23 protein-coding genes are annotated in these 23,452 nt (G+C 70.8%); 7 read left to right on the top strand and 16 right to left on the bottom strand.

From position 1 onward, the window contains the following. Positions 1 to 75: 75 nt before the first annotated feature. The 9 genes from fbaA to G3I60_RS36040 form a co-directional block, all read right to left on the bottom strand. Positions 76 to 1,098, bottom strand: a complete 1,023-nt coding sequence (gene fbaA / locus G3I60_RS36085) for a class II fructose-bisphosphate aldolase (protein WP_164294589.1) — start codon at positions 1,096 to 1,098, stop codon at positions 76 to 78. 219 nt (positions 1,099 to 1,317) lie between these two features. After that, on the bottom strand, positions 1,318 to 1,857 hold the full coding sequence (pyrE, locus tag G3I60_RS36080; RefSeq protein WP_138357064.1) for an orotate phosphoribosyltransferase: 540 nt from the start codon (positions 1,855 to 1,857) through the stop codon (positions 1,318 to 1,320). 38 nt (positions 1,858 to 1,895) lie between these two features. Then, on the bottom strand, positions 1,896 to 2,693 hold the full coding sequence (locus G3I60_RS36075) for an aldose 1-epimerase (protein ID WP_164294590.1): 798 nt from the start codon (positions 2,691 to 2,693) through the stop codon (positions 1,896 to 1,898). Positions 2,694 to 2,741: 48 nt separating this feature from the next. Further along, on the bottom strand, positions 2,742 to 3,536 hold the full coding sequence (locus G3I60_RS36070; protein WP_138357062.1) for a carbon monoxide dehydrogenase subunit G: 795 nt from the start codon (positions 3,534 to 3,536) through the stop codon (positions 2,742 to 2,744). Between the two features lie 148 nt (positions 3,537 to 3,684). Continuing rightward, positions 3,685 to 5,274: a polyamine aminopropyltransferase gene (locus G3I60_RS36065; RefSeq protein ID WP_164294591.1), complete on the bottom strand. Its 1,590-nt coding sequence runs from the start codon at positions 5,272 to 5,274 to the stop codon at positions 3,685 to 3,687. A gap of 168 nt (positions 5,275 to 5,442) precedes the next feature. After that, complete coding sequence (locus tag G3I60_RS36060; protein ID WP_138357060.1) at positions 5,443 to 5,964, bottom strand: DUF2617 family protein; 522 nt, start codon at positions 5,962 to 5,964, stop codon at positions 5,443 to 5,445. Between the two features lie 703 nt (positions 5,965 to 6,667). After that, complete coding sequence (locus G3I60_RS36050) at positions 6,668 to 7,834, bottom strand: aminotransferase class I/II-fold pyridoxal phosphate-dependent enzyme (RefSeq protein ID WP_138357059.1); 1,167 nt, start codon at positions 7,832 to 7,834, stop codon at positions 6,668 to 6,670. Positions 7,835 to 7,961: 127 nt separating this feature from the next. Then, on the bottom strand, positions 7,962 to 8,678 hold the full coding sequence (locus tag G3I60_RS36045) for a GAF and ANTAR domain-containing protein (protein WP_164608266.1): 717 nt from the start codon (positions 8,676 to 8,678) through the stop codon (positions 7,962 to 7,964). Positions 8,679 to 8,825: 147 nt separating this feature from the next. Further along, positions 8,826 to 9,602, bottom strand: coding sequence for an ANTAR domain-containing protein (locus tag G3I60_RS36040; RefSeq protein ID WP_239070691.1), 777 nt, complete (start codon positions 9,600 to 9,602; stop codon positions 8,826 to 8,828). Between the two features lie 270 nt (positions 9,603 to 9,872). On the opposite strand from G3I60_RS36040, the gene G3I60_RS36035 reads away from it, so the two are divergent. Then, positions 9,873 to 11,087, top strand: coding sequence for a hypothetical protein (locus tag G3I60_RS36035; protein WP_164294594.1), 1,215 nt, complete (start codon positions 9,873 to 9,875; stop codon positions 11,085 to 11,087). Between the two features lie 68 nt (positions 11,088 to 11,155). Here the strand turns inward: G3I60_RS36035 and G3I60_RS36030 are convergent, their stop codons facing one another. Then, positions 11,156 to 11,707: a YbjN domain-containing protein gene (locus G3I60_RS36030; protein ID WP_138358838.1), complete on the bottom strand. Its 552-nt coding sequence runs from the start codon at positions 11,705 to 11,707 to the stop codon at positions 11,156 to 11,158. 92 nt (positions 11,708 to 11,799) lie between these two features. Continuing rightward, a complete protein-coding gene (clpB, locus tag G3I60_RS36025) occupies positions 11,800 to 14,403 on the bottom strand; it encodes an ATP-dependent chaperone ClpB (RefSeq protein WP_164294672.1) in 2,604 nt (867 codons plus the stop codon). An 81-nt stretch (positions 14,404 to 14,484) separates the two neighbouring features. Here clpB and G3I60_RS36020 point away from each other — a divergent pair, with 81 nt between their 5' ends. From G3I60_RS36020 to grpE, 4 genes are all read left to right on the top strand, one after another. Then, the gene (locus tag G3I60_RS36020; protein ID WP_164294595.1) at positions 14,485 to 14,889 is read left to right on the top strand and encodes a pyridoxamine 5'-phosphate oxidase family protein; all 405 of its coding nucleotides are present in this window, start codon (positions 14,485 to 14,487) and stop codon (positions 14,887 to 14,889) included. Positions 14,890 to 15,039: 150 nt separating this feature from the next. Beyond that, on the top strand, positions 15,040 to 16,635 hold the full coding sequence (locus G3I60_RS36015) for an Hsp70 family protein (RefSeq protein ID WP_250976960.1): 1,596 nt from the start codon (positions 15,040 to 15,042) through the stop codon (positions 16,633 to 16,635). A 53-nt stretch (positions 16,636 to 16,688) separates the two neighbouring features. After that, a complete protein-coding gene (locus tag G3I60_RS36010) occupies positions 16,689 to 17,864 on the top strand; it encodes a tetratricopeptide repeat protein (protein ID WP_138358842.1) in 1,176 nt (391 codons plus the stop codon). Continuing rightward, positions 17,861 to 18,406, top strand: coding sequence for a nucleotide exchange factor GrpE (gene grpE / locus G3I60_RS36005; protein WP_164294596.1), 546 nt, complete (start codon positions 17,861 to 17,863; stop codon positions 18,404 to 18,406). Before G3I60_RS36010 ends, grpE begins: the two co-directional genes overlap by 4 nt. 26 nt (positions 18,407 to 18,432) lie before the next feature. Here grpE and G3I60_RS36000 read toward each other — a convergent pair whose 3' ends face one another. Then, complete coding sequence (locus G3I60_RS36000) at positions 18,433 to 18,633, bottom strand: DUF397 domain-containing protein (RefSeq protein WP_164294597.1); 201 nt, start codon at positions 18,631 to 18,633, stop codon at positions 18,433 to 18,435. 11 nt (positions 18,634 to 18,644) lie between these two features. Then, positions 18,645 to 19,526, bottom strand: coding sequence for a helix-turn-helix transcriptional regulator (locus G3I60_RS35995; protein WP_164294598.1), 882 nt, complete (start codon positions 19,524 to 19,526; stop codon positions 18,645 to 18,647). 248 nt (positions 19,527 to 19,774) lie between these two features. Between G3I60_RS35995 and G3I60_RS35990 the strand changes: the two genes are divergently transcribed. Both G3I60_RS35990 and G3I60_RS35985 read left to right on the top strand, forming a co-directional pair. After that, a complete protein-coding gene (locus G3I60_RS35990; protein ID WP_164294599.1) occupies positions 19,775 to 20,179 on the top strand; it encodes an ATP-binding protein in 405 nt (134 codons plus the stop codon). Between the two features lie 54 nt (positions 20,180 to 20,233). After that, positions 20,234 to 21,085, top strand: coding sequence for a hypothetical protein (locus G3I60_RS35985; protein ID WP_164294600.1), 852 nt, complete (start codon positions 20,234 to 20,236; stop codon positions 21,083 to 21,085). Between the two features lie 42 nt (positions 21,086 to 21,127). Here G3I60_RS35985 and G3I60_RS35980 read toward each other — a convergent pair whose 3' ends face one another. The 3 genes from G3I60_RS35980 to dnaJ all read right to left on the bottom strand — a co-directional run bounded on the left by G3I60_RS35980 (position 21,128) and on the right by dnaJ (position 23,435). Beyond that, a complete protein-coding gene (locus G3I60_RS35980) occupies positions 21,128 to 21,649 on the bottom strand; it encodes an FBP domain-containing protein (RefSeq protein ID WP_164294601.1) in 522 nt (173 codons plus the stop codon). 132 nt (positions 21,650 to 21,781) lie between these two features. Continuing rightward, positions 21,782 to 22,234 (bottom strand): heat shock protein transcriptional repressor HspR, encoded by a 453-nt coding sequence (locus G3I60_RS35975; protein WP_164294602.1) that lies wholly within the window; start codon positions 22,232 to 22,234, stop codon positions 21,782 to 21,784. A gap of 1 nt (position 22,235) precedes the next feature. Beyond that, complete coding sequence (gene dnaJ, locus G3I60_RS35970; RefSeq protein WP_138358858.1) at positions 22,236 to 23,435, bottom strand: molecular chaperone DnaJ; 1,200 nt, start codon at positions 23,433 to 23,435, stop codon at positions 22,236 to 22,238. Positions 23,436 to 23,452: the final 17 nt, after the last annotated feature.

Raw genomic sequence — 23,452 nt, 5'->3', positions numbered from 1 at the left:
GGACCCGGGGGGCTGCGTGCGGAGCGGTACTGCGCGGTCGTGCCACGGAGCGGCACTCCGCAGTGGCGCCGCGAATTACTTGATCTTGTTGCCCGCGGAGCGCAGGTTCTCGGCGGCGACGACGACGCGCGCGGCCATGCCCGCCTCGGCGGACTTGCCCCAGACGCGGGGGTCGTAGACCTTCTTGTTGCCGACCTCGCCGTCGACCTTCAGCACACCGTCGTAGTTGCGGAACATGTGGTCCGCGACCGGGCGGGTGAAGGCGTACTGCAGGTCGGTGTCGATGTTCATCTTGACGACGCCGTTCTCCAGGGCCTCGTTGATCTCCTCGATCGTCGAGCCGGAACCGCCGTGGAAGACGAAGTCGAAGGCGTTGGCCTTGCCGTGCTTCTCGGCGACCGCGACCTGGAGCTCCTTGAGGATCTCCGGGCGCAGGACGACGTTGCCCGGCTTGTAGACGCCGTGCACGTTTCCGAAGGACGCGGCCAGCAGGTAGCGGCCCTTCTCGCCCAGGCCGAGGGCCTCGACGGTACGGAACGCGTCGTCCGGTGTGGTGTAGAGGGAGTCGTTGATCTCGTGCGAGACACCGTCCTCCTCGCCACCGGTCGGGGTGATCTCCACCTCGAGGATGATGTTGGCCTTGACGGCCTGGGCGAGCAGCTCCTGCGCGATGGCGAGGTTGTCGTTGAGGTTCTCCGCCGAGCCGTCCCACATGTGGGACTGGAAGAGCGGCAGACGGCCCGCGGCGACACGGTCCTGCGAGATCTTCAGCAGCGGACGGACGTACGCGTCCAGCTTGTCCTTCGGGCAGTGGTCGGTGTGCAGCGCGACGGTGACCGGGTACTTCTCGGCCACGATGTGCGCGAACTCCGCCAGCGCCACCGCGCCGGTGACCATGTCCTTGCTGTACTGGCCGCCCAGGAACTCCGCGCCACCGGTGGAGATCTGGATGATGCCGTCGCTCTCCGCCTCGGCCAGGCCGCGCAGCGCGGCGTGCAGCGTCTGCGACGAGGTCACGTTGATGGCCGGGTAGGCGAACTTGCCTGCCTTCGCCCGGTCGAGCATCTCGTTGTAGACCTCGGGGGTTGCGATGGGCATTTGTCCGCTCCTCGTGATGTGCGGGTCCTGATACTGCGGTACGACGTCTTTGTCGGCACCATCCTCCCAGAGAGCCGCTGGAACACCACCTCGGTGCACACCTCGCATGCGAAGGCCCCCTGAACGTTCCACGTGGAACGTTCAGGGGGCCGGTAGATCCGCAGGTCAGAAGGTCTTTCCCGCCGCTGAGCAAGCGCAGGAACGAGACTCAGCCGTGACTCAGCCGAGGTCGAGGTCGGCCAGCGAGTAGGCGGCGAGATACGGCAGCCCGGCCGCCTCGATCGCCGGGGCGGCGCCGCGCTCCACGATGACGGCGACGGCCACGACCTCGCCGCCGGCCTCGCGCACCGCTTCGACGGCGGTCAGCGGGGAGCCACCGGTGGTCGAGGTGTCCTCGACGACCAGGACGCGTCGGCCCTTGACCTCGGTGCCCTCGATCCGGCGCTGCATACCGTGCGCCTTGGTCGCCTTACGGACGACGAAGGCGTCGAGCCGGCGGCCGCGGGCGGCGGCCGCGTGCAGCATCGAGCCGGCCACCGGGTCGGCGCCGAGCGTCAGCCCGCCGACGGCGTCGAAGTCGAGGTCCTTGGTCAGATCGAGCATCACCTGGCCGGTCAGCGGCGCCGCCTCGCCGTCCAGGGTGATCCGGCGGAGGTCGACGTAGAAGTCGGCCTCCAGCCCGGAGGAGAGGGTCACCTTGCCGTGGACCACGGCCTTGTCCTTGATCTGCTGCAGCAGGGCCTCGCGCACGTCACTCATAGCGTCGAGATTAGCCGCCGCGATCGGCTCGGGCGGAATCAGCCCAGCCGCTCCCAGGACCAGACCGTCGTGATCTCCAGCGGATCGATCGGGGTGACGAGGCGCGGCAGCGTGTTGAGGCCGTTCGGCGGCCCGGACTGCGGCTCGACGCACACGGCCTCGGGCTGCTCGTCGTAGACCACGACCCATTCGGCCGGGCTGGTCACCCGTACCCGCAGCTCGCCGGGCCAGGTCAGCGACACGTCCACTCCGTCCGGCATCCCGAAGCAGTCGTCCCACGGTCCGGGCTTCGGCTCGGTCCGCTTGCCCGTCGGCAGATGGTCGTCGCCGCGCTCCTCCTGCCACTCCGGGCTGAAGTCGATCTCGGCGTCGCGGCCGCCCTGTCCGAGGTTCCGCAGGAACCAGGGGTGCCAGCCGGCCTGCGCCGGGAAGGAGTCGGCGGACGCCTCCACCGACAGGGTCATCCGCAGCTCGTTCTCGCCCAGTTCGAAGGTCTGCGTGACGCGGCCCGGATACGGCCACGGGTCGGCAAGGTCGAAGTAGTAGGAAGCCGCCGAGTCCGTTCCGGGCGGACCGTCGTGCCACGCGGTGTGCCGGCCCGTGCCGTGGATCGCGTGCGGAGCTGCGTCCACCGGCAGTTGGTGCACGATCCCGCCGTTGCGGAACCGGCCGTTCTCGGTCCTGCCGCACCACGGCACCATGATGAACGAACCGTACCGGTCGCCCTGGCGCAGCAGTTCGGTCCCTCCGACCGTCAGCGAGGCGATCCGGCAGCCGTCCTGCGGCACCACGGTCAGTTCGGCGTCGCCCGCCGTCAGTTTCTTCCCAGTCGTCACCCTATGAGCGTAGGGCCTGACCCTCGATCATGTGTGCTCAGCACCCACCTACCGGCGGCGGCGCAGCACCCGGCCCACGACGACCGCGGAGGCCACCAGGACCGCGGCGGCGGGTGCGGCCCAGCGGAGGGTGGCGGTGGTGGAGGTGGTCGCCGCGGAGGGCGCGGGGGCGTAACGGCCGCGGGGCGGGGCGTGGTCGACCTCCTCCGCGCTGCGGCCGATCATCGTGCGGCGGGCGTGGGCCGCCTCGGCCGGGGGTTCGAGGTCGTCGAGCTCGGCCGCGGTCTCCGGGACCTCCACCTCGACCTCGTTCAGGTCCACCTCGACCAGCGCGATCTCCTCGGCCGGGTCCGGCTCCCCGCCCTCGTCGGCACCGTCGAGGCCGTCGACGACATCGGGTTCCTCGGGCAGTCCGGGGAGCCCGGCCGTCAGTTCCGCGGTGAAGCGGTCGAGCAGCCGGCGGGCCGCGGTCTCGCGGGCGGGGCCGTCGAACGTACCGAGCCGCCCGTCCGCGGTCGCGGTGCCGGTGAAGGACAGCATCGTGCCGGGAACGGCCTGGTCGGCCTCCTCGACGAGCACTCCGAGCGAGAACTTCACGGTGCCGGTGCCGCGCGCCTCCGCACCTTCGCCCTCGACGGAGAATCCGCCGTCGCGCTCGGTGACGCGGAGCGAGCCGCGGTAGGTGATCGTCGAACCGCCGGCCCGCACGCGCAGCCGGCCGGTGAGAACGTCCCCGCCGGGGTCGGGCTGCCAGCCGGGCAGGCTCGCGGCGACGCGGGCCGGGTCGGCGAGTGCCTGCCGAATGGTTTCCGCCAGGACCGGAACGAACACCTCATGCTCCATGCGGGGAGCCTACCGACCGTCGGCCGCCCAGGTCACCGGGTCGCACCGGCCGGACCGGACACAGGCCCGAGCCAGGCCTGCGAGCCGGACCGGAACCGGACCCGGAAGCGGACCCGGCAGCAGGCGCGGAGCCGGGTCGCCACCCCACTCAGCCGCCCACCCGTGGCCGCATCAGTGTGGAAGGCGCGAGTCCGCTCTCGCGGGAGGCCCAGGCGGCCTCGCGCAGTGACCGCAGGGCCGCCGGGGTCAGTGAGCGCAGCGGTGGCGCGTCCGGGGCGAGCCGCAGCTCGGGCCGCTCGCGCGACGCCAGCACGAAGCCCCAGTCGGTGGGCCCGTCACCGGTCCTGCCGGACCAGCGGTCGGGTCCCGACGGGGGCCCGCAGTCCCGTCCGCCGGTGAGATACGGCACGGTGCGCAGCCCGGTGGCCCGCAGCGTCGCGTCGATCGTCCAGTAGGTGTGCCGGGCCGAGCTCGGCGAGCCGGCATGGACGGCGAGCCGTCCGTCCCGGGCCAGCGCGCGGCCCGCCAGGCCGTAGAACTCCTCGGAGTACAGCTTCGCGCTGCGCGAGATCCCGGGGTCGGGCAGATCGGCGAGGATCACGTCGTACGGCCCCGGGCGGCCGGCCCGGAGCCAGTCGAAGGCGTCGGCGGTGACGGTGCGGACCCGCGGATCGGCGTAGGCGTGCCGGTTGAGCGCGACGAGGTCGGCGTCGGTGCGGGCGAGCCGCACGAGCTCGCCGTCCAGGTCGACGACGGTCACCGACGTCACGTCCGGGTACCGGAGCACCTCGCGCAGGGCGAGGCCGTCGCCACCGCCGAGGATGAGGACGCGGGAGCGCGGGCCGGCCATCGCCGGGTGCACCAGCGCCTCGTGGTACCGGAACTCGTCGGCTCCGCAGACCCGCAGCCGCCCGTCGAAGAAGAGCTGGACGGGGGCGCCGGAGCCTCCGGTCAGGACTATCTCCTGCACATCGGTCTGTTCGGCGACGCGCACATCGCCGCCGTACACCGCGCGCCGCGCGGCCTGTTCGAACGGGCCGGCCGTGAAGGCGGCGCCGCCGAGCACCGTCAGCACGCCGAGGTTGGCGACGAGCAGCCAGTTGCGGGCGCTCGGGGTCAGGTCGTTGCGGAACAGCCACAGCACCATCGCGGCGCCCGCGACCGCGTTCACCGCGCCGGTGACCAGCGCGCCGGTGAGCTGTCCGAACGCCGGCAGCAGCAGGAACGGGAAGGCGAGTCCGCCGGCGAGCGCGCCGACGTAGTCCGCGGCGAACAGATCGGCGACGGCGCCGCCGGCATCCTGCCGGCGGATCCGCTGGATCAGCGTCATGAGCAGCGGGATCTCGGCGCCGATCAGCACCCCGATGGCGAACGCGCAGCCGATCATCGCCGGCCGCGCCATCCCGAACCAGGCGAAGCACGCGTACAGCGCCATCACCGAGAGGCCGCCGACCAGCGCGAGCGCCGCCTCCACCCCCGCGAAGCCGACGGCCGCGACGCACCGTATCCGCTTGGCGAGCAGGGAGCCGACGCCCATGGCGAAGACCATCACCGACAGGATGACGGAGGCCTGGGTGACGGAGTCACCGACCAGGTAGGAGGCGAGCGCGACGAGTTCGAGCTCGTAGATCAGGCCGCAGGCGGCGCAGACGAAGACGGCGGCGAGGACCAGTGCACGGGCCGGCCCGACCGGTACGGGGAGCCGCACGGCGGACCGGCGGCTTGACTGGTCGATCATGAATGAACGCTATGTCAGGCTTGCGGTCGCATTTGTCACCCACAGGGGTGCATTTTGAGGGCACTTGACGTCACTTGAGGGCGCGATGAGTACCACCACGGCTCGCAAAAGTGCGCTCCGAGCGCCGGCACCGAAGCGCACTCCACCCGCGGCCCGCCCGCCGTACGGCTACGGAAGGGCACTGACGCGCGACCTCGTCGCCACCAACCGCCCTTCCTGGGGATAGGCGTGCCAGGTGCGCCAGCGGACGCTGCCCTCGCTGTGCTGGACGAGCATCGCGGTGAACGCGTGCGGATCCCCGGGAAACGTTCCCGCGAGACCGTGCGGATGATCCGCGACCAGTGCGAGCAGTTCCTGCGCCCGGCCCGCGAAGGAGCCGCGCGACAACGTCTCGACGCGTGCCGCGAATTCGTAGTCCCATATGCCGATCCGTTTGGCGACGCCAAAAGGGAGCGGAGTCTGACTTCCCGGGATGCAGGCGACGGTTTCCGAACAACCGCCGCCCTCGGATTCGATGAGTACCTGGTGGGAGGCGCCGAGCAGGCGCATCTGCACCTGCACGGGGGGCTGGTCCGCGCCGCTGAGCTGGAGGTCGAGCACGGCGAGCGCGGGGAGCGCTTCCCTGCCCAGGCACCAGGCCAGGTCTCCGGCACGGGTATCGGTGTAAGCGGTCTGGAGAGTGGTGAGCATGGGTCGGCTCCGCAAGCACGCAGTGGATGATGGGCCGACCCGCACCAGGTGGTGGATCTGGCGGGAACGTACGTCGGCTCGTGCCCACGTGGGGTCCGGTAGATACGGAATCATGAAACGCGGGGTGCCTTCAGCCTTTTTACCCATCTTCGCGCTCTTTACATCCCCAGGAGCGCGTATCGGTTCAGGTGTTCACCAAAACTGCGCCCGGCGGGTGACAGTTCCACCGGGCGCATATGCGAATGGGCATGGGCCACATGCAATTCCACGGATCAGCTGCTACCGCAGCCGCCGCCTCCTCCACAGGACGAACCCCCGCCACACGACGAACCGCCGCCACAGGAATGCCCGCCGCCACAGGAGTGGTGACCGCCCCCGCCGTGGTGGCCGCCCCCGGAGCCGCCCCCGTCCGAGCCGCCGAAGGCCCACCAGCTACCGCCTCCCGCCGTGGCGCTCGCGCCGTCCGCGCCCGCCCGGCCCCGTCCGCGGCCCCGTCCCTTGCGCAGGTTCACCGATCGGCTCCGGCGCTGCAGTTGCACCGCTATGGCGATGATGACCACTACCGCGACCAGACCAATGAGGAATGCACGCATCTTCCCCGCCCCCCGTCTTCCTGAGCTGTGATTTTGTTCGTGCGACGGTGATGCCCCCGCCGAATCGGATCGAAAGCAGAGTTGAGGAAGTCCAGAGGTTCGAAAACTTCTCAGCGCGCCCGCACCAGCTGGTCGACGGCGGTGCGTACCGATTCCTCGCGCTTGCAGAAGGAAAATCGGACCAGCCAGGAAGGGGCGTCCTGCCCCTGGTAGAAGGCAGACGTCGGAATGGCGACGACGCCTGCCCGCTCCGGCAGTTCCCGGCAGAACGTGACGCCGTCCGTATAGCCCCAGGGCCGTACGTCCGCCTGCAGGAAGTACCCGGCCTCCGCGCGGTACGGGCGCAGCCCGGCCTGCTTGAGGCCGTCGCTCAGCAGATCGCGGTTGGTGCGCAGGGTGCCGCGCAGTTCCGCCGCCCACTCCTCGACGGAACCGAGCATCCGGGCCAGCGCCTCCTGGTACGGGGTGCCGGAGGCGTAGGTGAGGAACTGCTTGACGGAGCCGGCGGCGGCGACGAGCGGCGCGGGTCCGCAGATCCAGCCGATCTTCCAGCCGGTGACGTTGAAGGTCTTGCCCGCCGAGGAGATGATCAGCGTCCGCTCCCGCATGCCGGGCAGCGCCGCGATCGTCCGGTGCGGGGTCTCGTCGTAGACCAGGTGCTCGTACACCTCGTCGGTCACCACGATGAGCGAGTGTTCCCGGCAGACGTCGGCGATCGCGTCCAGTTCCGCGGCCGTGAACACCTTCCCCATCGGGTTGTGCGGGGTGTTGAGCACCAGGACGCGGGTTCTGGGCGTCACGGCGGCGCGCAGCGCGTCGGCGTTCATCACGAAGCCGTCGCCGTCGGCCTCCAGCGGGACGCCGACCAGCGTGGCGCCGCTGAGCCGGGCGGCGGCGGGATAGGCGTCGTAGCAGGGGTCGAAGGCCAGGACCTCGTCGCCGGGGTCGCAGAACGCGAGCAGCGCCGCCGCGATGGCCTCGGTGGCGCCGGTGGTGATCAGCACCTCGCCGTCCGGCCGGTAGTCGAGCCCGTAGCGCCGCAGCTGGTGTTCGGCGACGGCGGTGCGGAGCGCCGGGAAGCCGGTGGCGGGCGGGTACTGGTTGTTGCCCGCGAGCACGGCCTCGGCCACGTCCTTGAGCAGCGTCGCGGGGCTGGCCAGCTCCGGCACTCCCTGCCCCAGATTGACGGCCCCGGTCCTTCTGGCCAGCTCCGTCATCTCGGTGAAGATCGACGTTCCGACGCCCCGCACCCGCGCGGCCGGACTCCACTCACCCATGCGTTCCCCACTTCCCTGAGCCACGTCCCGAGCCACTTCCCTGGGCCCACCACAGGAGGCTCACGATATGCGGCGGGGGACGGTGTCAGGGGGAGACGGGGTGAGGGGAGACGGTGTGCGGTGGGGGCTACTCGACGCGGTCCGGCTGGAATCCGCCGTTGACGATGTCGTGCGCGACATCGCTGAGCAGCCGGCGCTGGGTGCGGGCATGGCGGCGCATCGCGCTGAAGGCCTCGTCCACGGTGGTCCCCCAGCGGGCGGCCAGTACGCCCTTGGCCTGTTCGATCGCTATCCGGCTGTGCAGCGCGGTGTGCAGCTGGGCGCTGAGGTCGGCGTGCCGGCGCAGCGTCTGCTGGTGCAGGATGCCGATCGTGGCGGCGTCGGCCAGGGCCTGCGCCAGCCGGACGTCGGCACTGCTCAGCGGTGTCGCGCCGGCGCGCAGCAGGAGCAGCGAGCCGATCACCTCGCGCCGCAGCCGCATGGGCAGAGCGCAGACCACGCCGTATCCGGCGCGGCGGGCCTGGCCGGCGAAGTCCGGCCACTGCGGCGTCGAACGGGCGATGTCGAACGGCCCGACCGGTGATCCGGTGCGGTAGCAGTCCAGCGCGGGGCCCTCGCGCTGGTTCAGCGCCAGCAGGTCGGAGAGCTCGGCGCGGTCGTCGGAGGCGGCGGCCGGGTGCAGATCGGCGCCGGGCAGCGCGAGCAGGATCGCGGCGGCCGACACCTCCAGGAGCTCCAGGCACCGGGTGGACAGCTGATGGAGGAACTCGATGATGTCGAAGTCGTCGATCAGCGTGTCCGCCAACTCGACGAAGGTGTCGGCCAGCCGTTGTTCGCGATCCATGATCGCCTGCCTTTCTGCCGCCGAACGTGGTTCCGAAGCCGTGCCGTGCGCCGTCCCGTCCCGCTCCGTCGCGCCCCCACCTCATCCCGCTCCGCCGCGCCCCGCCCTGTCCCGCCCCGTCTCGCCGCCGCCTTCCCGCCCGGTCCTTCACGATGCGGGATCGCGCGGCAGCTGCAGGCGGTTGCCGATGATGTCCCGGGCGACATCGAGGATGGGGCGGTCCGACGCGTACGCGTGGGCGCGCAGCCGCACCAGGGCCTCCGGCAGCGGCACGTCCAGCCGGACGCTGCTGATCCCGGCCGCCTGGTGCACCTCCGCCCGGTGCAGGTCCCCGAACCCGGTCAGGAACCCGCTCCCGAAGCCGCCGCCGGTGGTCCTGCCGGCCCCGCCCCCACTGCCGCCCGGGTGCCCCGTCCCGGCGGCGAGAGGGGCGGGGCCCGTATCGCGCGGCCCCAGCGCCAGCAGGTAGACGGCCATGGCGTCGGCGATGGTCAGCGCGTCCGCGACGGCTTGCTCGCCCAGCGGTCCCGGCCGCCGCCGGTGGCCGGTCATCCCGCCGCAGCAGATCGCACCGAGCCGTAGCGGGAAGGCGAAGACCGCGAGCACTCCGGAGTCGACCGCGGCGGGGACGAAGGCGGGCCAGCGCTCCCCGAACGCGCGCTCCAGATTGGACTCCAGGTTCAGCGACCCGTCACGGGCGGCCTCCACACTGGGGCCCTCGCCGAGCGTGAACTGCAGATCGTCCAGCCGCGCGCTCCGCTCGTCGCTGAACCACAGCAGTTCCGTGCCGTCCGAGGCCACCGAGATCGCGATCCCGTCGACCCCGAGCACCTCGGCGCAGAGCCTGGTCCAGTCACGCGGCGGTCCCTGACCACCACTCAGGACCAGGACCCGGATCAGTTCAGCGACTTGGGAATCCACCATCCGAGCTTCCCGCGACGAGCCGCTGCCCTGCTACCGCGCCCAACGATGTTTTCCCGGCGCCTGACTGCGACACCGTCCGAATCCAGAATGCCCCGGCCCCCCGAGCCGGGCAAGGGCGTCCGCCAAGTGGGTGGAATGCGACTCGGCGTGCGCCCGGGAGCACGTTCCGCTCAGGACGATCACCGCATAGTCGTACCGTCATTCCCGCCGCTCCGAGCGGAGCCGGGCGGACCCGACGGCGCCCCGACCGGGCACGGAAGGAGCGGTACGGTGCACACGGCCGAGCCGGTCTCGTCCAGCCCCCGAACCACCGGGTCGCACCCCGCACCCGACGCGCAGCCCGGCCGCTCCCCCGCCTGGCGCGGCTCCCTGCGCCGGGCCGCCCCCGCCCTGGTCCTCTTCGCCGCCACCCGGCTGGCCGGCGCCGTGCTGGTGACGGCGCGGGCGGTGCACGCCGGACTGCATCCGCGCAGTCTGTTCGGGCAGAGCTGGGACGCGCGCTGGTACGAGCGGATCGCCGAATGGGGCTACGGGACGTTCTTCCCGTCCGCCGTCACGCAGGGCATGAGCTTCAGCGATCTGGCGTTCTTCCCGCTCTACCCGGCGCTGATCAGGGCCGTCTCCGCCGTCCTGCCCATCGGCCCGGTCAACACCGCCCTGCTGATCTCCTGGGGCGCGGCCGCCCTGGCCGCCTGGGGGATCCACGCGATCGGCGAGCGGCTGTACGGCCGGCGGGCCGGGATCGCCCTGGTGCTGCTGTGGGGGCTGCTGCCGCACTCCGTCGTGCTGACGATGGCGTACACCGAGCCGCTGCTGACCGCCTGCGCCGCCTGGGCGCTCTACGCGCTGCTCACCCGGCGCTGGCTCGCCGCGGGAGTGCTGGCGCTGCTCGCCGGGCTGGCCCGCCCGAACGGCGTCGCGGTGGTGGCCGCCGTCGCCGTCACCGTCGCCGCCGATGCCTGGCGCCGCCGCCGGGAGGGGCTGCCGCAGGACCGGGCGGCCTGGGCGGCCGTGCTGATCGCGCCGCTGGGCTGGTGCGGGTACGTCGGCTGGGTGGGCCGGCAGACGGGCCGGCCGCTGGGGTACTTCGACGTGCAGCGCCGCTGGGGCTCGGAGTTCGATTTCGGCCGTAATTCCGTGGAGTACGTCCGGCATCTGATCCTCGACCGCGAGCAGCTCATGAGCTACATGGTCGTCGCGATCACCGCCGCCGCGCTGGTGCTGCTCGCGCTGGCGCTGCTGGAGCGGATCCCGCTGCCGCTGGCGGTCTACGCGGGGGTGCTGGTGCTCATCGCGCTGGGCGGCTCGCACTACTTCGGATCCAAGCCGCGCTTCCTGCTGCCGGCCTTCCCGCTGCTGGTCCCGGCCGCCCTGGCACTGGCGAAAGCCCGGCCGCGCACCGCCGCCGTAGCGGTGGCCGCATTGGCCGGGCTCTCGTTCTTCTACGGGACGTACCTGCTGACGGTCGTCTCCGCGCCGGTCTGATCCGGCGTTTCCGATCCGGCGTGGTGCAACCCAAGATCCACAATCCAAGATCCAAGATCCGGGCTGCGTCAGGCGTCGTCGCCGTTGGTGCCTTCGTCGCCCTTGGCGCCGCCGTCGGCGTCCACGTCCTTCTCGAGTCCGAGGGTCTCCACGACCCACTTGTCGAACTCGATCGAGGCGCGTACCCAGCTGACCGTGCTGGAGACGAAGTGCTCCAGGTTGACGCCCAGGCCGATCAGCATCTGCGCCTCGCCGATCAGACGGACGGAGCCGTCGTCGTGCGTGTGCGTGTAGACCTTCGGCCACAAGGTGCGGCGGTTCCAGTCGTCGATGACCTCGTGCAGCTGCGGCTTGTCATCGACGGTGTACGGCCGGTCGTAGAAGGTCCGGACCGCGAAGATCTGCTGGTCCTCCTCGCCGCGGAACATGAAGTACGCGCGGAATTCCTCCCACGGCGCCGCGAGGTCACCCTCGTCGTCGACGACGAACTTCAGCTCCATCTGTTCGAGCAGCTGCTTGACCAGGTCCTGGTCGGGGATGACCGCGCTGGCGGCGGGGCCGTTCTGCTCGGGGTCCGGCTGGCCCCCGAAATTAGGAATCGAGGACGGATCGATGCTCACCGTGAGTTCCCTTCGTACGGATTCCTTCCATCCTCCCCCATGCGCCGAGGGGTCTGGCAACCCCCGGCGGATCCACGCCGGGGGCAGCCTGCTCAGACCGTCTTGGACAGGGCCGGGGCAGGGCCGACGATCAGGCCCTCACCCGCCCGGTCGACCCGTACGGTGTCACCGTCGACGACCTCGCCGGACAGGATCGCGCGGGCCAGCGGGTCACCGATCGCGGTCTGCACCAGGCGGCGCAGTGGCCGCGCGCCGTAGGCCGGGTCGTTGCCCTCGTCGGCGAGCCAGTCCAGGGCGGCGTCGGTGACGTCCAGGACCAGCCGGCGGTCCCGCAGCCGGTCGGCGAGCCGGTCCGTCTGCAGCCGGGCGATGTGCCGCAGCTCCTCCTTGTTCAGCGCGCTGAACACCACGATGTCGTCGAGCCGGTTCAGGAACTCCGGCTTGAAGGACATCCGCACCGTCTCCAGGACGCTCTGCTTCTTCTCCGCGTCCCCGAGCACCGGGTCCACCAGGTACTGGCTGCCCAGGTTCGACGTCAGGATCAGGATCGCGTTGCGGAAGTCGACCGTGCGGCCCTGGCCGTCGGTGAGCCGGCCGTCGTCGAGCACCTGCAGCAGCACGTCGAAGACGTCGTGGTGCGCCTTCTCGACCTCGTCGAGCAGCACCACGCTGTACGGGCGCCGCCGGACGGCCTCGGTGAGCTGGCCGCCCTCCTCGTAGCCGACGTACCCGGGCGGGGCGCCGACGAGCCGGGCGACGGAGTGCTTCTCGCCGTACTCGCTCATGTCGATGCGGACCATGGCGCGCTCGTCGTCGAAGAGGAAGTCCGCCAGGGCCTTCGCCAGCTCGGTCTTGCCGACGCCGGTGGGGCCGAGGAACAGGAACGATCCGGTCGGCCGGTCGGGGTCGGAGATGCCCGAGCGCGAACGGCGTACGGCGTCGGAGACGGAGCGGACGGCCTCGGTCTGGCCGATGAGCCGGCGGCCCAGCTCGTCCTCCATGCGCAGCAGCTTCTGGGTCTCGCCCTCCAGCAGCCGGCCGGCCGGGATGCCGGTCCAGGCGCCGACGACGTCCGCGATGTCGTCCGGCCCGACCTCGTCCTTGACCATGGTGTCCTTGGCGGCGGCCGCCTCGGCCTCGGTGGCCTCGGCCAGCTCGGCCTCCAGCCGCGGCTTCTCGCCGTAGAGCAGCTTGGACGCGGCCTCGAAGTCACCGTCGCGCTGGGCGCGCTCGATGTCCGTGTTCACCTCGTCCAGGCTCTCCTTGATGGCGCCGACGCGGTTCAGGCCCTCCTTCTCCTTCTCCCAGCGGGCGGTCAGGCCGCGCAGCTCCTCCTCCTTGTCGGCGAGGTCCTTGCGCAGCTTCTCCAGCCGCTGGACGGAGGCGGGGTCCGTCTCGTTCTTGAGTGCCATCTCCTCCATGCGCAGCCGGTCGACGGCGCGCTGCAGCTCGTCGATCGCGACGGGTGAGGAGTCGATCTCCATCCGGAGCCGGGAGGCGGCCTCGTCCACCAGGTCGATGGCCTTGTCCGGCAGGAACCGGGAGGTGATGTAGCGGTTCGACAGGGTCGCGGCGGCCACCAGCGCCGAGTCCGCGATCTGCACCTTGTGGTGCGCCTCGTACCGGCCCTTGAGCCCGCGCAGGATCGCGATGGTGTCCTCGACGGACGGCTCGGCCACCATCACCTGCTGGAAGCGGCGCTCCAGCGCCGGGTCCTTCTCGATGCGCTCGCGGTACTCGTCGAGCGTGGTGGCGCCGACCATCCGCAGCTCACCGCGGGCCAGCATCGGCTTGAGCATGTTGCCCGCGTCCATGGCGGAGTCGCCGCCGGCGCCCGCGCCGACGACCGTGTGCAGCTCGTCGATGAAGGTGATGACCCGGCCGTCGCTCTCCTTGATCTCGGAGAGCACCGCCTTGAGCCGCTCCTCGAACTCACCGCGGTACTTGGCGCCCGCGACCATCGCGCCGAGGTCCAGCGAGACCAGCCGCTTGTTGCGCAGCGACTCGGGCACGTCACCCTTGACGATGCGCTGCGCGAGGCCCTCGACGACGGCGGTCTTGCCCACGCCGGGCTCGCCGATCAGCACCGGGTTGTTCTTGGTGCGGCGGGACAGCACCTGGACGACCCGGCGGATCTCCTGGTCCCGGCCGATCACCGGGTCGAGCTTGCCCTCGCGGGCGGCGGCGGTGAAGTCCGTGCCGTACTTCTCGAGCGCCTTGTAGGTGCCCTCGGGATCCTGGCTCGTCACGCGCTGCCCTCCCCGGGCGGACTCGAAGGCGTCCAGCAGCTTCTTGGCCGTGGCCCCCCGCTGGACGAGCAGCTCCCCGGCCTGGCCGCCCTTGACGGCGATACCGATCAGCAGGTGCTCGGTCGAGATGTAGTCGTCCCCGAGGTCCTTCGCGCGCTGCGACGCGTCCGCGACGACGGCCAGCAGGTCACGGTTGGCCTGCGGGGGCGCGACCGTGGCGCCCTGGACGACGGGCAGCGCGGCGATCAGCCGCTCGGTGCCCGCGCGCAGCTCCGCGGCGTCGGCGCCGACCGCTGCCACCAGGTCCACGATGTTCTCGTTGTCGGCTCCGCCCAGCAGGGCGAGCAGCAGATGTGCGGGGGTGAGGTCCGGGTTCCCGGCGGACACCGCGTGTGCGTTGGCGGTGTTCAGCGCTTCCCGGCTCTTGTTGGTCAGCTCCGCTTCCACGGCCACCTGCAACCTCCTGTCGGATCACTCATTCAAGTTGAGTCTAAGCCACTCAACCCTGGAACGGTAGCGTGCATTCCCATGGCCCGAGACCTACGCAACCCCGAATCCGCGTACCTGTCCTTCTGGCGCGAATATCACCTGTGCGCCCTCACGACACCACGCCCCGACGGCAGCCCGCATGTCGTCGCGGTCGGCGTGACGTACGACCCCGAGGCCGGCCTCGCCCGCGTGATCACCAACAAGGCGAGCCGCAAGGTCGCGAACATCCTGGCCGCGGGACCCGACGGCGCCCTGGTGGCCGCCTGCCAGGTCGACAAGGGCCGCTGGGCCACCCTCGAGGGCGTCGCGACCGTCAGCACCGATCCGGAACGCATCGCCGACGCCGTCCGCCGCTACGGCGAGCGCTATGCGCGGACGCCCGCCTTCAACCCCGACCGTGTCGTCATCGAGATCGCGCTGACCCGCGCGATGGGCAGCGCCTGACCCCACCCGCCCCAGGGCCGTCCGCTCCGATCCCAGCAGCACCACCAGCACCTCCCGTCCCGCGTCGATCTCCCAAGGGCCTGGCGGCACTTGTACGTGACACGGCATCATGTCCCGTGCGGTGGAACGGCCGACAACGGGGAGAGTGCTGTGGCGCGTGTCTTGGGGATCGATCTCGGAACGACCTATTCCGCGATGGCGGTGGCCGACGCGTCGGGTGCGGCCACCATCGTCAGGAACCGTGAGGGGGAGAACATCACCCCGTCCGTGGTGATGTTCCAGGGCGACACGGTCGTCGTCGGATCCCAGGCCAAACGCTCCGCGATGACCGCGCCCGACCACGTCATCCAGTTCGCGAAGCGCTACATGGGCGAGCCGAACGCCATCTACACCTCCGAGTCCGGTGTCGCCTACCGGCCCGAGGAGATCTCCGCCCTCGTCCTGAAGCGGCTGCGCGAAGACGCCGAGATGATGCTCGGCGAAGCCGTCGACCAGGTCGTCATCACCGTCCCCGCCTACTTCGACGACGCCAGGCGGCGCGCCACCCAGGACGCCGGCCAGATCGCCGGCTTCGAGGTGCTGCGCATCGTCAACGAGCCCACCGCCGCCGCGCTCGCCTACGGGCTCGACCGCGCGGACGACGGCGAGGAGATCGGCACCGTCCTGGTCTACGACCTCGGCGGCGGCACCTTCGACGTGACGGTGATGCGCGTCGTGGACGGCGACTACGACGTGATCGCCACCGACGGCGACCGCAACCTGGGCGGCTTCGACTGGGACGGCGTCCTCATGGAGCACCTCAACGGGGCGTTCACCGCCGCCGGCGGACGCGACCTCACCGACGACGGCGCGCTGCTCGCCGAGCTCCGCGACAAGGCCGAGATCGCCAAGCGCACCCTGTCCAACGCCCCGCAGGCCGTCGTCATGCTCTCCGCCGACGGCCGGCACGAGCAGATCCGCATCACGCGCGAGAAGTACGAGGAGCTCAGCGCCGACCTGCTGGACCGCACCCGCATCATCACCGAGGGCGTCCTCACGGACGCCTCGCTCACCTGGGCCGGTATCGACCGGGTGCTGCTCGTCGGCGGCTCGACGCGGATGCCGATGGTCGCGGACCTGGTGAAGCGGCTGTCCGGCAAGGACCCCGAGCGCGGTATCAACCAGGACGAGGTCGTCGCCCTCGGGGCGGCGCTGGTCGGCCTCGACGCCCAGGTGCGCGGCGAGCAGGCCAAGGAGAAGAAGAAGTACATCGGCAGTGGTGCCGTCGTGGAGACCTCGCCCGGCGACGGGCTCGCCCGGCTCACCAAGGGCAAGATCAAGTCCATCAAGGACGTCACCTCGCAGTCCCTCGGGATGGTGGCCACCCATGACCACGACCACTCGCTGCAGTACAACTCGATCATCGTGCCCCGCAACACCTCGGTCCCCACCCGCCGGAGCGACACCTTCCACACGCTGGCCAACCAGCAGACGAAGCTGCGCGTCGCCGTGACCGAGGGCGACGGCGAGGACCTGGACTACGTCAAGGTCGTCGGCGAGAGCACCCTGCAGATCCCGCCGTACCCGGTGGGCGCCCCGTTCGAGGTCTTCTACTCCTACGACGTCGACGGGATCATCCACGTCGAGGTCAAGGACGGCACCAGCGGCAAGTGGCTCGGCGAGTTCGAGGTCGAGCGGCTGGACAACCTCACCTCCCAGGAACTGGACGCGCTCAGCGACCGGGTCGCGCGGATCTCCGCGCTCTGAACTCCGCACACGCCTGATCCTTCGCGCCGCCCTCTGACCGGAGTCTCAACCCCATGACCAGCACCGGCGAATTCCGGGACTACTACGCCGAGTTCGAGCTCGACCCCGCCGACAGCGCCGAGGAGCTCGGCAAGAAGCTCGACGTCCAGCAGCGCGCCTGGGCGGGCAAGGCCAGCCGCGCGCCCAGCGCGGACAAGCGCCGCGAGGCCGAGGACCGGGTCGCCCAGATCACCGAGGCCCGCAAGGAACTCCTCGACCCGGCCCGCCGCACCGCGTACGACACCCGGCGCACCCAGCGACTGCGCGCCCCGGAGCCGAAGGCGAAGCCGCAGCAGCGCTCCGGCGGCAAGTCCCTCCCCGGCCAGCAGGGCGGGGACGCCCCGCGGACCCGCGACTGGCTGGAGGCCGCCCGCACGGAGGTCCGGCGCGGCAACCCCACCGCCGCCCTCTACGAGGCCCAGCAGGCCGTCCACTTCGACGACACGAACGCCGACGCCTGGCAGCTGCTCGGGGCGCTGCACCTGGACGCCGGGGACACCGCCGCCGCCATCCAGGAGTTCCGCCGCTCCATCACCCTCGCGCCGCGCAACGCGTACAGCCACTTCCTCATGGGCAGAGCCGGCCGCGCGGTCAACGACCTCCCGACCGCGATCACCTGGCACCTGAAGGCCTGCGCGCTGGAGCAGGACAACACCGAATACCGCATCTACCTCGGTGACGCCCTGTACGCCGCCGGCCAGTACGACGAGGCCCTGCAGCACTACGAGCGCGCACTGACCGACCAGCCGGAGCACGCGGGGCTGCGCAACCAGATCAGCTCCATCTGGTCGCTCCGCGCCGAGGGCGCCAAGACCTACCACCCCTTCACCCAGCAGCGGCTGATCACCTCGGCCGAGGCCGCCCGCCGCATCGACGGCATCGTGGACCAGGCGCTCGCCGTCCAGCCCACCGACCAGGAACTCGTGCAGAAGCTCCACACCGACCAGGCCGCCGCGCGCTACGCGACGGGAAAGACCTGGCGCGGGCGCAAGAGCATGTTCGGCGTCGTGCTGATCTTCGTCATCATCGCCTACGCCCTGCCCGATGGCGGCGTCGCGAACTGGATCAGCAACGTGCTGCTGCTCGCGACGATCGTGCTCCTGGTCCGCCTCGGCTGGAAGCCCCGCTGGTGGCACGCCCGCAAATCGCTGCCCCCGAACGCCGTACAGCCGGACTGGAGCCAATCGTGAGCATTCCGCCGCCGCACCCGGAGGCGCCCCCCGGCATCCCGGCGCCCGCCGCACCGCCCGCGCCCGCTTCCCCGGGCCCCGACGTGCTCAACGTCGTCGCCGACGCCGTCGACGGGCTGCGCGACGAAGTCGCCGCGCTCGGCGACCAGTTCCGCCGCCGGCTGCTCAACGACCGCGAGACCCGCCGCTCCGTCGAGGAGCTCCACCAGGAGCTCGACCACACCCGCAAGCTCGCCGAGGGCCGCACGGTCCAGCCGCTCCTGTACGACCTGGTGCTGCTGCTCGACCGCGTCGAGCGCGAGACCGACCCGTTCGCCGACTCCGTCCGCGCCGAGCTCTCCACGGTCCTGGAGAAGTACGGCATGACGCGGATGCCGATCGAAGCGGGCGTCTTCAACCCCGCCACCCAGGAGGCGGTGGGCACCGTACCGGCCCTCAGCCCCGACCTCGTGGGCCACGTGGCACGCATCGTGCGCCACGGCTACGCGATGGGGCCCCGCCTGATCCGCGCCCAACAGGTGCTGGTCCACGCGGCCGAGTAGTGGTTCTGTTGCGCGTCAATTGCGCGTCAGCGCGCGAGGTGATCGAAGGCGCCGGCCTTCGCGGCGTGCAGGAGTGCGCGGAGGGCGGCGGGGGTGGTCGTTATGACGGCCTGCGGCTCGTCGCTCTCCCGGAGGTGGACGAGGCCGGCTGCGCCGGTGGCGACCTCGACACACTCACCCTGGCCGCCGGTACTGAACGAGGACTTCTGCCACACAAGTGCGGACATCTGGTCCCTCCTCACAAGTTGTACATGACGTGCTGGATGAGACTGAGGGAGTCACGACCCTCATGGGACTCCGGTGCGGCTTCCGGATCCACAGGAGGCAGTGCCAATCCGGACAGGCGCGCGAATATCTTCGCGTAGTCGTCGAGTTGTTCTCCATCGCTCAGGAATACCGTGTTCAGCGGATGCTCCAGGTAGACGGTCCCCAGCTCGGAGGACGGTCCGCCGAAGAGCAGGAAGTTTCGGCTGAATGCGGAGTACGCGCCCGCCTCGAAGGGGAATATCTGGAGGGTGACATTGGGGAGACGGGCGATCTCGATCAGTCGCAGCAGCTGCTTGCGAAGGTTGCGCTTGCTGCCGACCTGAACCCGCAGGGCCGACTCGTGGATCACCGCGTGGTACGAGATCGGGGAGTCGCTGGTGAGCACGCGCTGGCGCGCGAGCCTGAACTCCACGTAGCGGTCGTGCCGTTCGGTATCGGTCCCGGTGGCGGCGATCACCTCATGGGCGTACTCCGGTACCTGCAACATGCCGGGGATGAACAGCGGCTCGTGGATACGCACGCTCGACGACCGGGATTCCAGTTCCGCAAGGTCGAGGGCGCTCTTGCCCATGACGTCGCGATACTCGGTCCACCAGCCCTTTCCCCGGTCCTGGGCCATGCCCATCAGACCGTCGAAGAACGCGCCCTCCGGGCAACCGTAGGCGCGCAGCAAGGTGTACAGCCCGTTGCGAGGCACGTCGGCGCGACCCGCTTCGATGTGGCTGATCCGCGTGCGGTCGGAGTTGAGCAGCGCACCTGCCTGATCTCCCGACAGCCCGGCTGTGCGCCGCAGCTTGCCCAACTCCGCGCCCAATCGCCGCTGCCGTTCCGTCGGATGGGTTCTCGGCGCCATGCAGACCTCCTCACAACTCCGGGGCAGCTTGACGGTCGCAGCGCGGTTGGTCCACCGGTTTGTGGCAGCGCCACCCGTCCGGGGGTAATTAGCGGGTCACAGTTGCGACCATCTCACGCGTGAGCCTAACGTCGTAGGCGTCCCGCTCCTCGCGATGGAACCGGAAGTGCATCTGTCCCAACGGTAGTTGGGGCAGGCAGAGCCACCGTCACCGCCAGGGCCCCCGCCCCACGGAAGCGCGAACCCCCATGACGAATGGAACCGACTTCTCGCTCGTCTTCCCGCCCGACCCCGTATGGGTCCGCTCCGCCCGCGAGGGCGTCCGTACGCTGCTCACCGCTACCGGCGGCGGAGCCGAACTCTCCGATGTGGCGTTACTGCTGACGTCCGAGGTCGTCACGAACGCCGTGCTCGCCTGTCGGCGAGCCGGCACTCAGGCGCGCCTGACGCTCTTCGCCGAGTGCGCGACGCCCGGCGCGTTGCGGGTGCTGGTCACCGATGACGCGCCGGGGCTGCCGCAGCCGCACGCCCGGCCCGGGGGCGAGGCGGAGCACGGGCGCGGGCTGCCGCTGCTCACTGCGTGTGCGACGGCGTGGGGGGTGTGCCGGCACGGGCCGGGGCCGGGGAAAGGTGTCTGGTTCGAGCTGAGTTGATCGGCAGGCCCAAAGCCCAGCCGCTGCCACCCGCGTGGGCCTACCGTGTGCCGTATGGGGGAGCAGAAGCCAGTGGGGACCGGCGTCGTGGTCGTGGACGGCCGGAACCGGGTGTGGGTCGAGAAGGGCGCGGTGCACTGGCGGCGCGGCCGTAGGACCACCGTCGTTCCGGGAGCACGGGTACGGGAGGTCCGCCGCCACGAAAAGGGGCTGAGCCTGCTGCTGACCGATGACGCGAAGGAGCCAACCCCCCTGACACTGCGGCACAGGAATCCAGAAGTACTGGCCGCCCTCGCCGCGGACATCGACGCCATCATCGAGGACAGCACCGGACGGCAGCCGGAGGTCCGCGAGGACACCACGCCGTCCCGGCTGCGGCGAGCGGTCCACGCAGCCGGCAGTCGGATCGCACATGTGGTGCGGCACGGTCCGCCGTGGCAGCGGTGCGCGCTGGCCTACGTCGTGCTCGGGGCACCGATCATGCTGCTGATCCCGGTTGAGCCTCGCACTTCGGGACTTGAGGCATGGGCCATGTCGCTGCCCGGACTCGCACTTCTGGGCTTCTGGGCGCACCTGTCCGAGTTCCGCACCCACCTGATCGTTGGGTGGCGTGGCGTAACGGCCCGTGCGGAGTCCACCCGCAGTGACACCGCCGAGGACGACGCCCCCGACTACACGCATCGCTTTCGGACTCTCGACGGTGACGCACGCGAGCATCAATCGCATACCGCTGCCCGGAGAGGCGAGATCCGCTACGACCCCCACGATCCCCGTCGCGTGGTCGTTCCGACCCGGATCAAATGGCTGTCGGAAATCGCGCTGGGGTTCTTCCTCGCCGGCGCCTGGGGTGTCCTGCTCGTCACACCACTCATCGTGTGGCTGCTCGTGCTCCCCAGCAGGCTGTAACCGCCGCCACCGCAGCCGTCTCCCGCTGCGGTGACCGCTCTGCTAGAGCACGGCGTCGGCGCCCGTGTCCGCGGCGACCTTGGCCAGGAACACGTCCAGGTTCCGCACCGTCCGGGCGATCTGCTCGTCCAGGGTGAGGGTCTCCTCGAACCGCTGGGCCGTCGCGACCTTCTTCTTGCCCCGCACATACAGCGAACAGGCCAGGTCGGCGCAGATGTACGTGCCGATCGTGTTGCCGTTCCGGCCCTCCGGGCCGGCCTTCGGGGCGACGAGGAGGTCGACGCCGCCGCTCGCGTGGTTGGTGACGCACAGCGAGCAGAGGCTGGTGCGCAGCATGTTGCGGCGGGCTCCGCCCGAGCTGCGCAGCGCGATTCCGGTCAGGCCGCCCTCGTGGGCTGCCACCAGGTAGCCGCGGTCCGGGGCTCCGGGGTCGCGCCAGCCGAGGAAGTCGAGATCTGCCCAGGGCAGGTCGGCGAAGTCCCGGGGCAGGTTGAGGCGGCGTGCTTCTCCCTTGGAACAGTTCACGAAGGAGGCACGGATCTGCTGTTCGACGAGCGGTTCCATAGTGCTTTGACGCTAACAGCCGGGTCCGGACATGTCGTCCGGATATTCGGGGGGGGCGGCCCGGTGGCACGGCCCGTGACACGACGAAGCCCGGCACCCCCGAGGGGATGCCGGGCTCGTACACAAGAGCGACTAATCGTTCCGCTTGGGACGCCAGACGACCAGCGCGGTCGTCTGCTTCTCCTGGTACGGGACCAGGTCGCGGCGGTAGGAGGCATGCACGGCGGCCTCACGCTGCTGGATGGCGGCCGACATGCCTTCGGCGGCCGCCGCGAGCTCGGCGATGCGCGCCTGGAGCGCGGTCACCTGGTTCTCCAGCTCGATGATGCGCTTGATGCCGGCGAGGTTGATGCCCTCGTCCTGCGACAGCCGCTGCACCTCGCGGAGCAGCTCGATGTCGCGGGCCGAGTAACGGCGGCCACGGCCGGCGGTGCGGTCCGGGGAGACCAGGCCGAGCCGGTCGTACTGGCGCAACGTCTGCGGGTGCAGCCCGGAAAGCTGGGCCGCCACCGAGATGACGTAGACCGGTGACTCCTCGGTCAGCTGATACGGGTGACGCATCCGACCGCCCCGCATGCCGTCCATGTCATGCTCCCTTCGCGGCCTTGAAGAGTTCCGCCCGCGGGTCGAACTCCGCTGTGGCCTCCCGGTAGGACTCCAGCGCGTCGAGCGCCTTGCCCTCGGTCTTCTCCGGTACCGCGACCTCCACGGTGACCAGCAGGTCACCACGGCTGCCGTCCTTGCGGAGCGCCCCCTTGCCGCGGGCCCGCAGAGTACGCCCGTTGGGCGTGCCCGGGGGCAGCTTCAGGGTGACCGGCGGACCGCCGAGGGTCGGTACCTTGATCTCGCCGCCGAGTGTCGCCTCCGGGTAGGAGACCGGCACGGTGACGGTGAGGTTGTCGTCCTTGCGTCCGAACACGGGGTGCTTGGCGACATGGACGACGACGTACAGATCGCCGGCCGGGCCGCCGCGCTCGCCCGGTGCGCCCTTGCCGCGCAGCCGGATCCGCTGGTTGTCGGTGACACCCGCGGGGATCCTGACCTGCATGGTGCGGGAGCTGCGGGCGCGCCCGCTGCCCTTGCAGACGTCGCAGGGGTCCTGGGCGATGAGGCCGCGGCCCTTGCAGTCCACACACGGGTCGGTGAGCGAGAAGCCGCCACCGCCGCCGCGCGACACCTGGCCGGTGCCGACGCAGGTCGGGCAGACCCGGGGGGTGCCGTTCTTGTCGCCGGTGCCGGAGCAGACCTTGCAGGGGGCCTGGCTGGACATCCGGAGCGGGACCGTGGCCCCGTCCACCGCCTCGGTGAAGCTGAGCGTCACCTCGGACTCGATGTCCTGGCCGCGACGCGGCTGGACGCGGGTGCCGGTGCCGCCGGCGCCCCGGTTGAACAGACCGCCGAAGACATCGCCGAGACCGCCGCCGAACCCGCCGGCCTGGCCGGTCTGCGTGCCGCCGCCCTGGGCCCCTCCGAAGAGGTCGCCGAGGTCGAAGCCGAAACCGCCCTGGCCGCCGGCACCGCCGGGACCGCTGCGCAGTCCGCCGTTGCCGAACAGCGCGCGGCCGTCGTCGTACTCCTTGCGGCGCTTGGCGTCGGACAGGACGTCGTTGGCCTCGGAGATCTCCTTGAAGCGCTCCTCGGCCTTGGCGTCGCCCTTGTTGGCGTCCGGGTGGAACTCGCGGGCGAGCTTCCGGTACGCCTTCTTGATCTCCGCCTCGGTCGCGTCCTTCGGGACGCCGAGAACCTTGTAGAGGTCCTTCTCGTACAAGTCCCTGCTGATGCTCATCCTCGCCGTCCCTCCTT

This window comes from Streptomyces sp. SID13666 (assembly GCF_010548325.1).
Taxonomy (GTDB): Bacteria; Actinomycetota; Actinomycetes; order Streptomycetales; family Streptomycetaceae; genus Actinacidiphila; species Actinacidiphila fildesensis.
Note: the sequence above shows the minus strand (reverse complement) of the source record. Positions and strands in the feature narration are given on the sequence as shown.

Excerpts from the sequence above, each read along its gene's own strand:
- G3I60_RS35980 (WP_164294601.1), bottom strand. The coding sequence starts at position 21,649 with ATGGAACCGCTCGTCGAACAGCAGATCCGTGCCTCCTTCGTGAACTGT.
- G3I60_RS35975 (WP_164294602.1), bottom strand. The coding sequence starts at position 22,234 with ATGGACGGCATGCGGGGCGGTCGGATGCGTCACCCGTATCAGCTGACC.
- G3I60_RS36065 (WP_164294591.1), bottom strand. The coding sequence starts at position 5,274 with ATGATCGACCAGTCAAGCCGCCGGTCCGCCGTGCGGCTCCCCGTACCG.
- G3I60_RS35990 (WP_164294599.1), top strand. The coding sequence starts at position 19,775 with ATGACGAATGGAACCGACTTCTCGCTCGTCTTCCCGCCCGACCCCGTA.
- dnaJ (WP_138358858.1), bottom strand. The coding sequence starts at position 23,435 with ATGAGCATCAGCAGGGACTTGTACGAGAAGGACCTCTACAAGGTTCTC.
- G3I60_RS36050 (WP_138357059.1), bottom strand. The coding sequence starts at position 7,834 with ATGGGTGAGTGGAGTCCGGCCGCGCGGGTGCGGGGCGTCGGAACGTCG.
- G3I60_RS36060 (WP_138357060.1), bottom strand. The coding sequence starts at position 5,964 with ATGCTCACCACTCTCCAGACCGCTTACACCGATACCCGTGCCGGAGAC.
- G3I60_RS36045 (WP_164608266.1), bottom strand. The coding sequence starts at position 8,678 with ATGGATCGCGAACAACGGCTGGCCGACACCTTCGTCGAGTTGGCGGAC.
- fbaA (WP_164294589.1), bottom strand. The coding sequence starts at position 1,098 with ATGCCCATCGCAACCCCCGAGGTCTACAACGAGATGCTCGACCGGGCG.
- G3I60_RS36000 (WP_164294597.1), bottom strand. The coding sequence starts at position 18,633 with ATGTCCGCACTTGTGTGGCAGAAGTCCTCGTTCAGTACCGGCGGCCAG.
- pyrE (WP_138357064.1), bottom strand. The coding sequence starts at position 1,857 with ATGAGTGACGTGCGCGAGGCCCTGCTGCAGCAGATCAAGGACAAGGCC.
- G3I60_RS36010 (WP_138358842.1), top strand. The coding sequence starts at position 16,689 with ATGACCAGCACCGGCGAATTCCGGGACTACTACGCCGAGTTCGAGCTC.
- G3I60_RS35995 (WP_164294598.1), bottom strand. The coding sequence starts at position 19,526 with ATGGCGCCGAGAACCCATCCGACGGAACGGCAGCGGCGATTGGGCGCG.
- G3I60_RS35985 (WP_164294600.1), top strand. The coding sequence starts at position 20,234 with ATGGGGGAGCAGAAGCCAGTGGGGACCGGCGTCGTGGTCGTGGACGGC.
- G3I60_RS36040 (WP_239070691.1), bottom strand. The coding sequence starts at position 9,602 with ATGGTGGATTCCCAAGTCGCTGAACTGATCCGGGTCCTGGTCCTGAGT.
- G3I60_RS36070 (WP_138357062.1), bottom strand. The coding sequence starts at position 3,536 with ATGGAGCATGAGGTGTTCGTTCCGGTCCTGGCGGAAACCATTCGGCAG.
- G3I60_RS36020 (WP_164294595.1), top strand. The coding sequence starts at position 14,485 with ATGGCCCGAGACCTACGCAACCCCGAATCCGCGTACCTGTCCTTCTGG.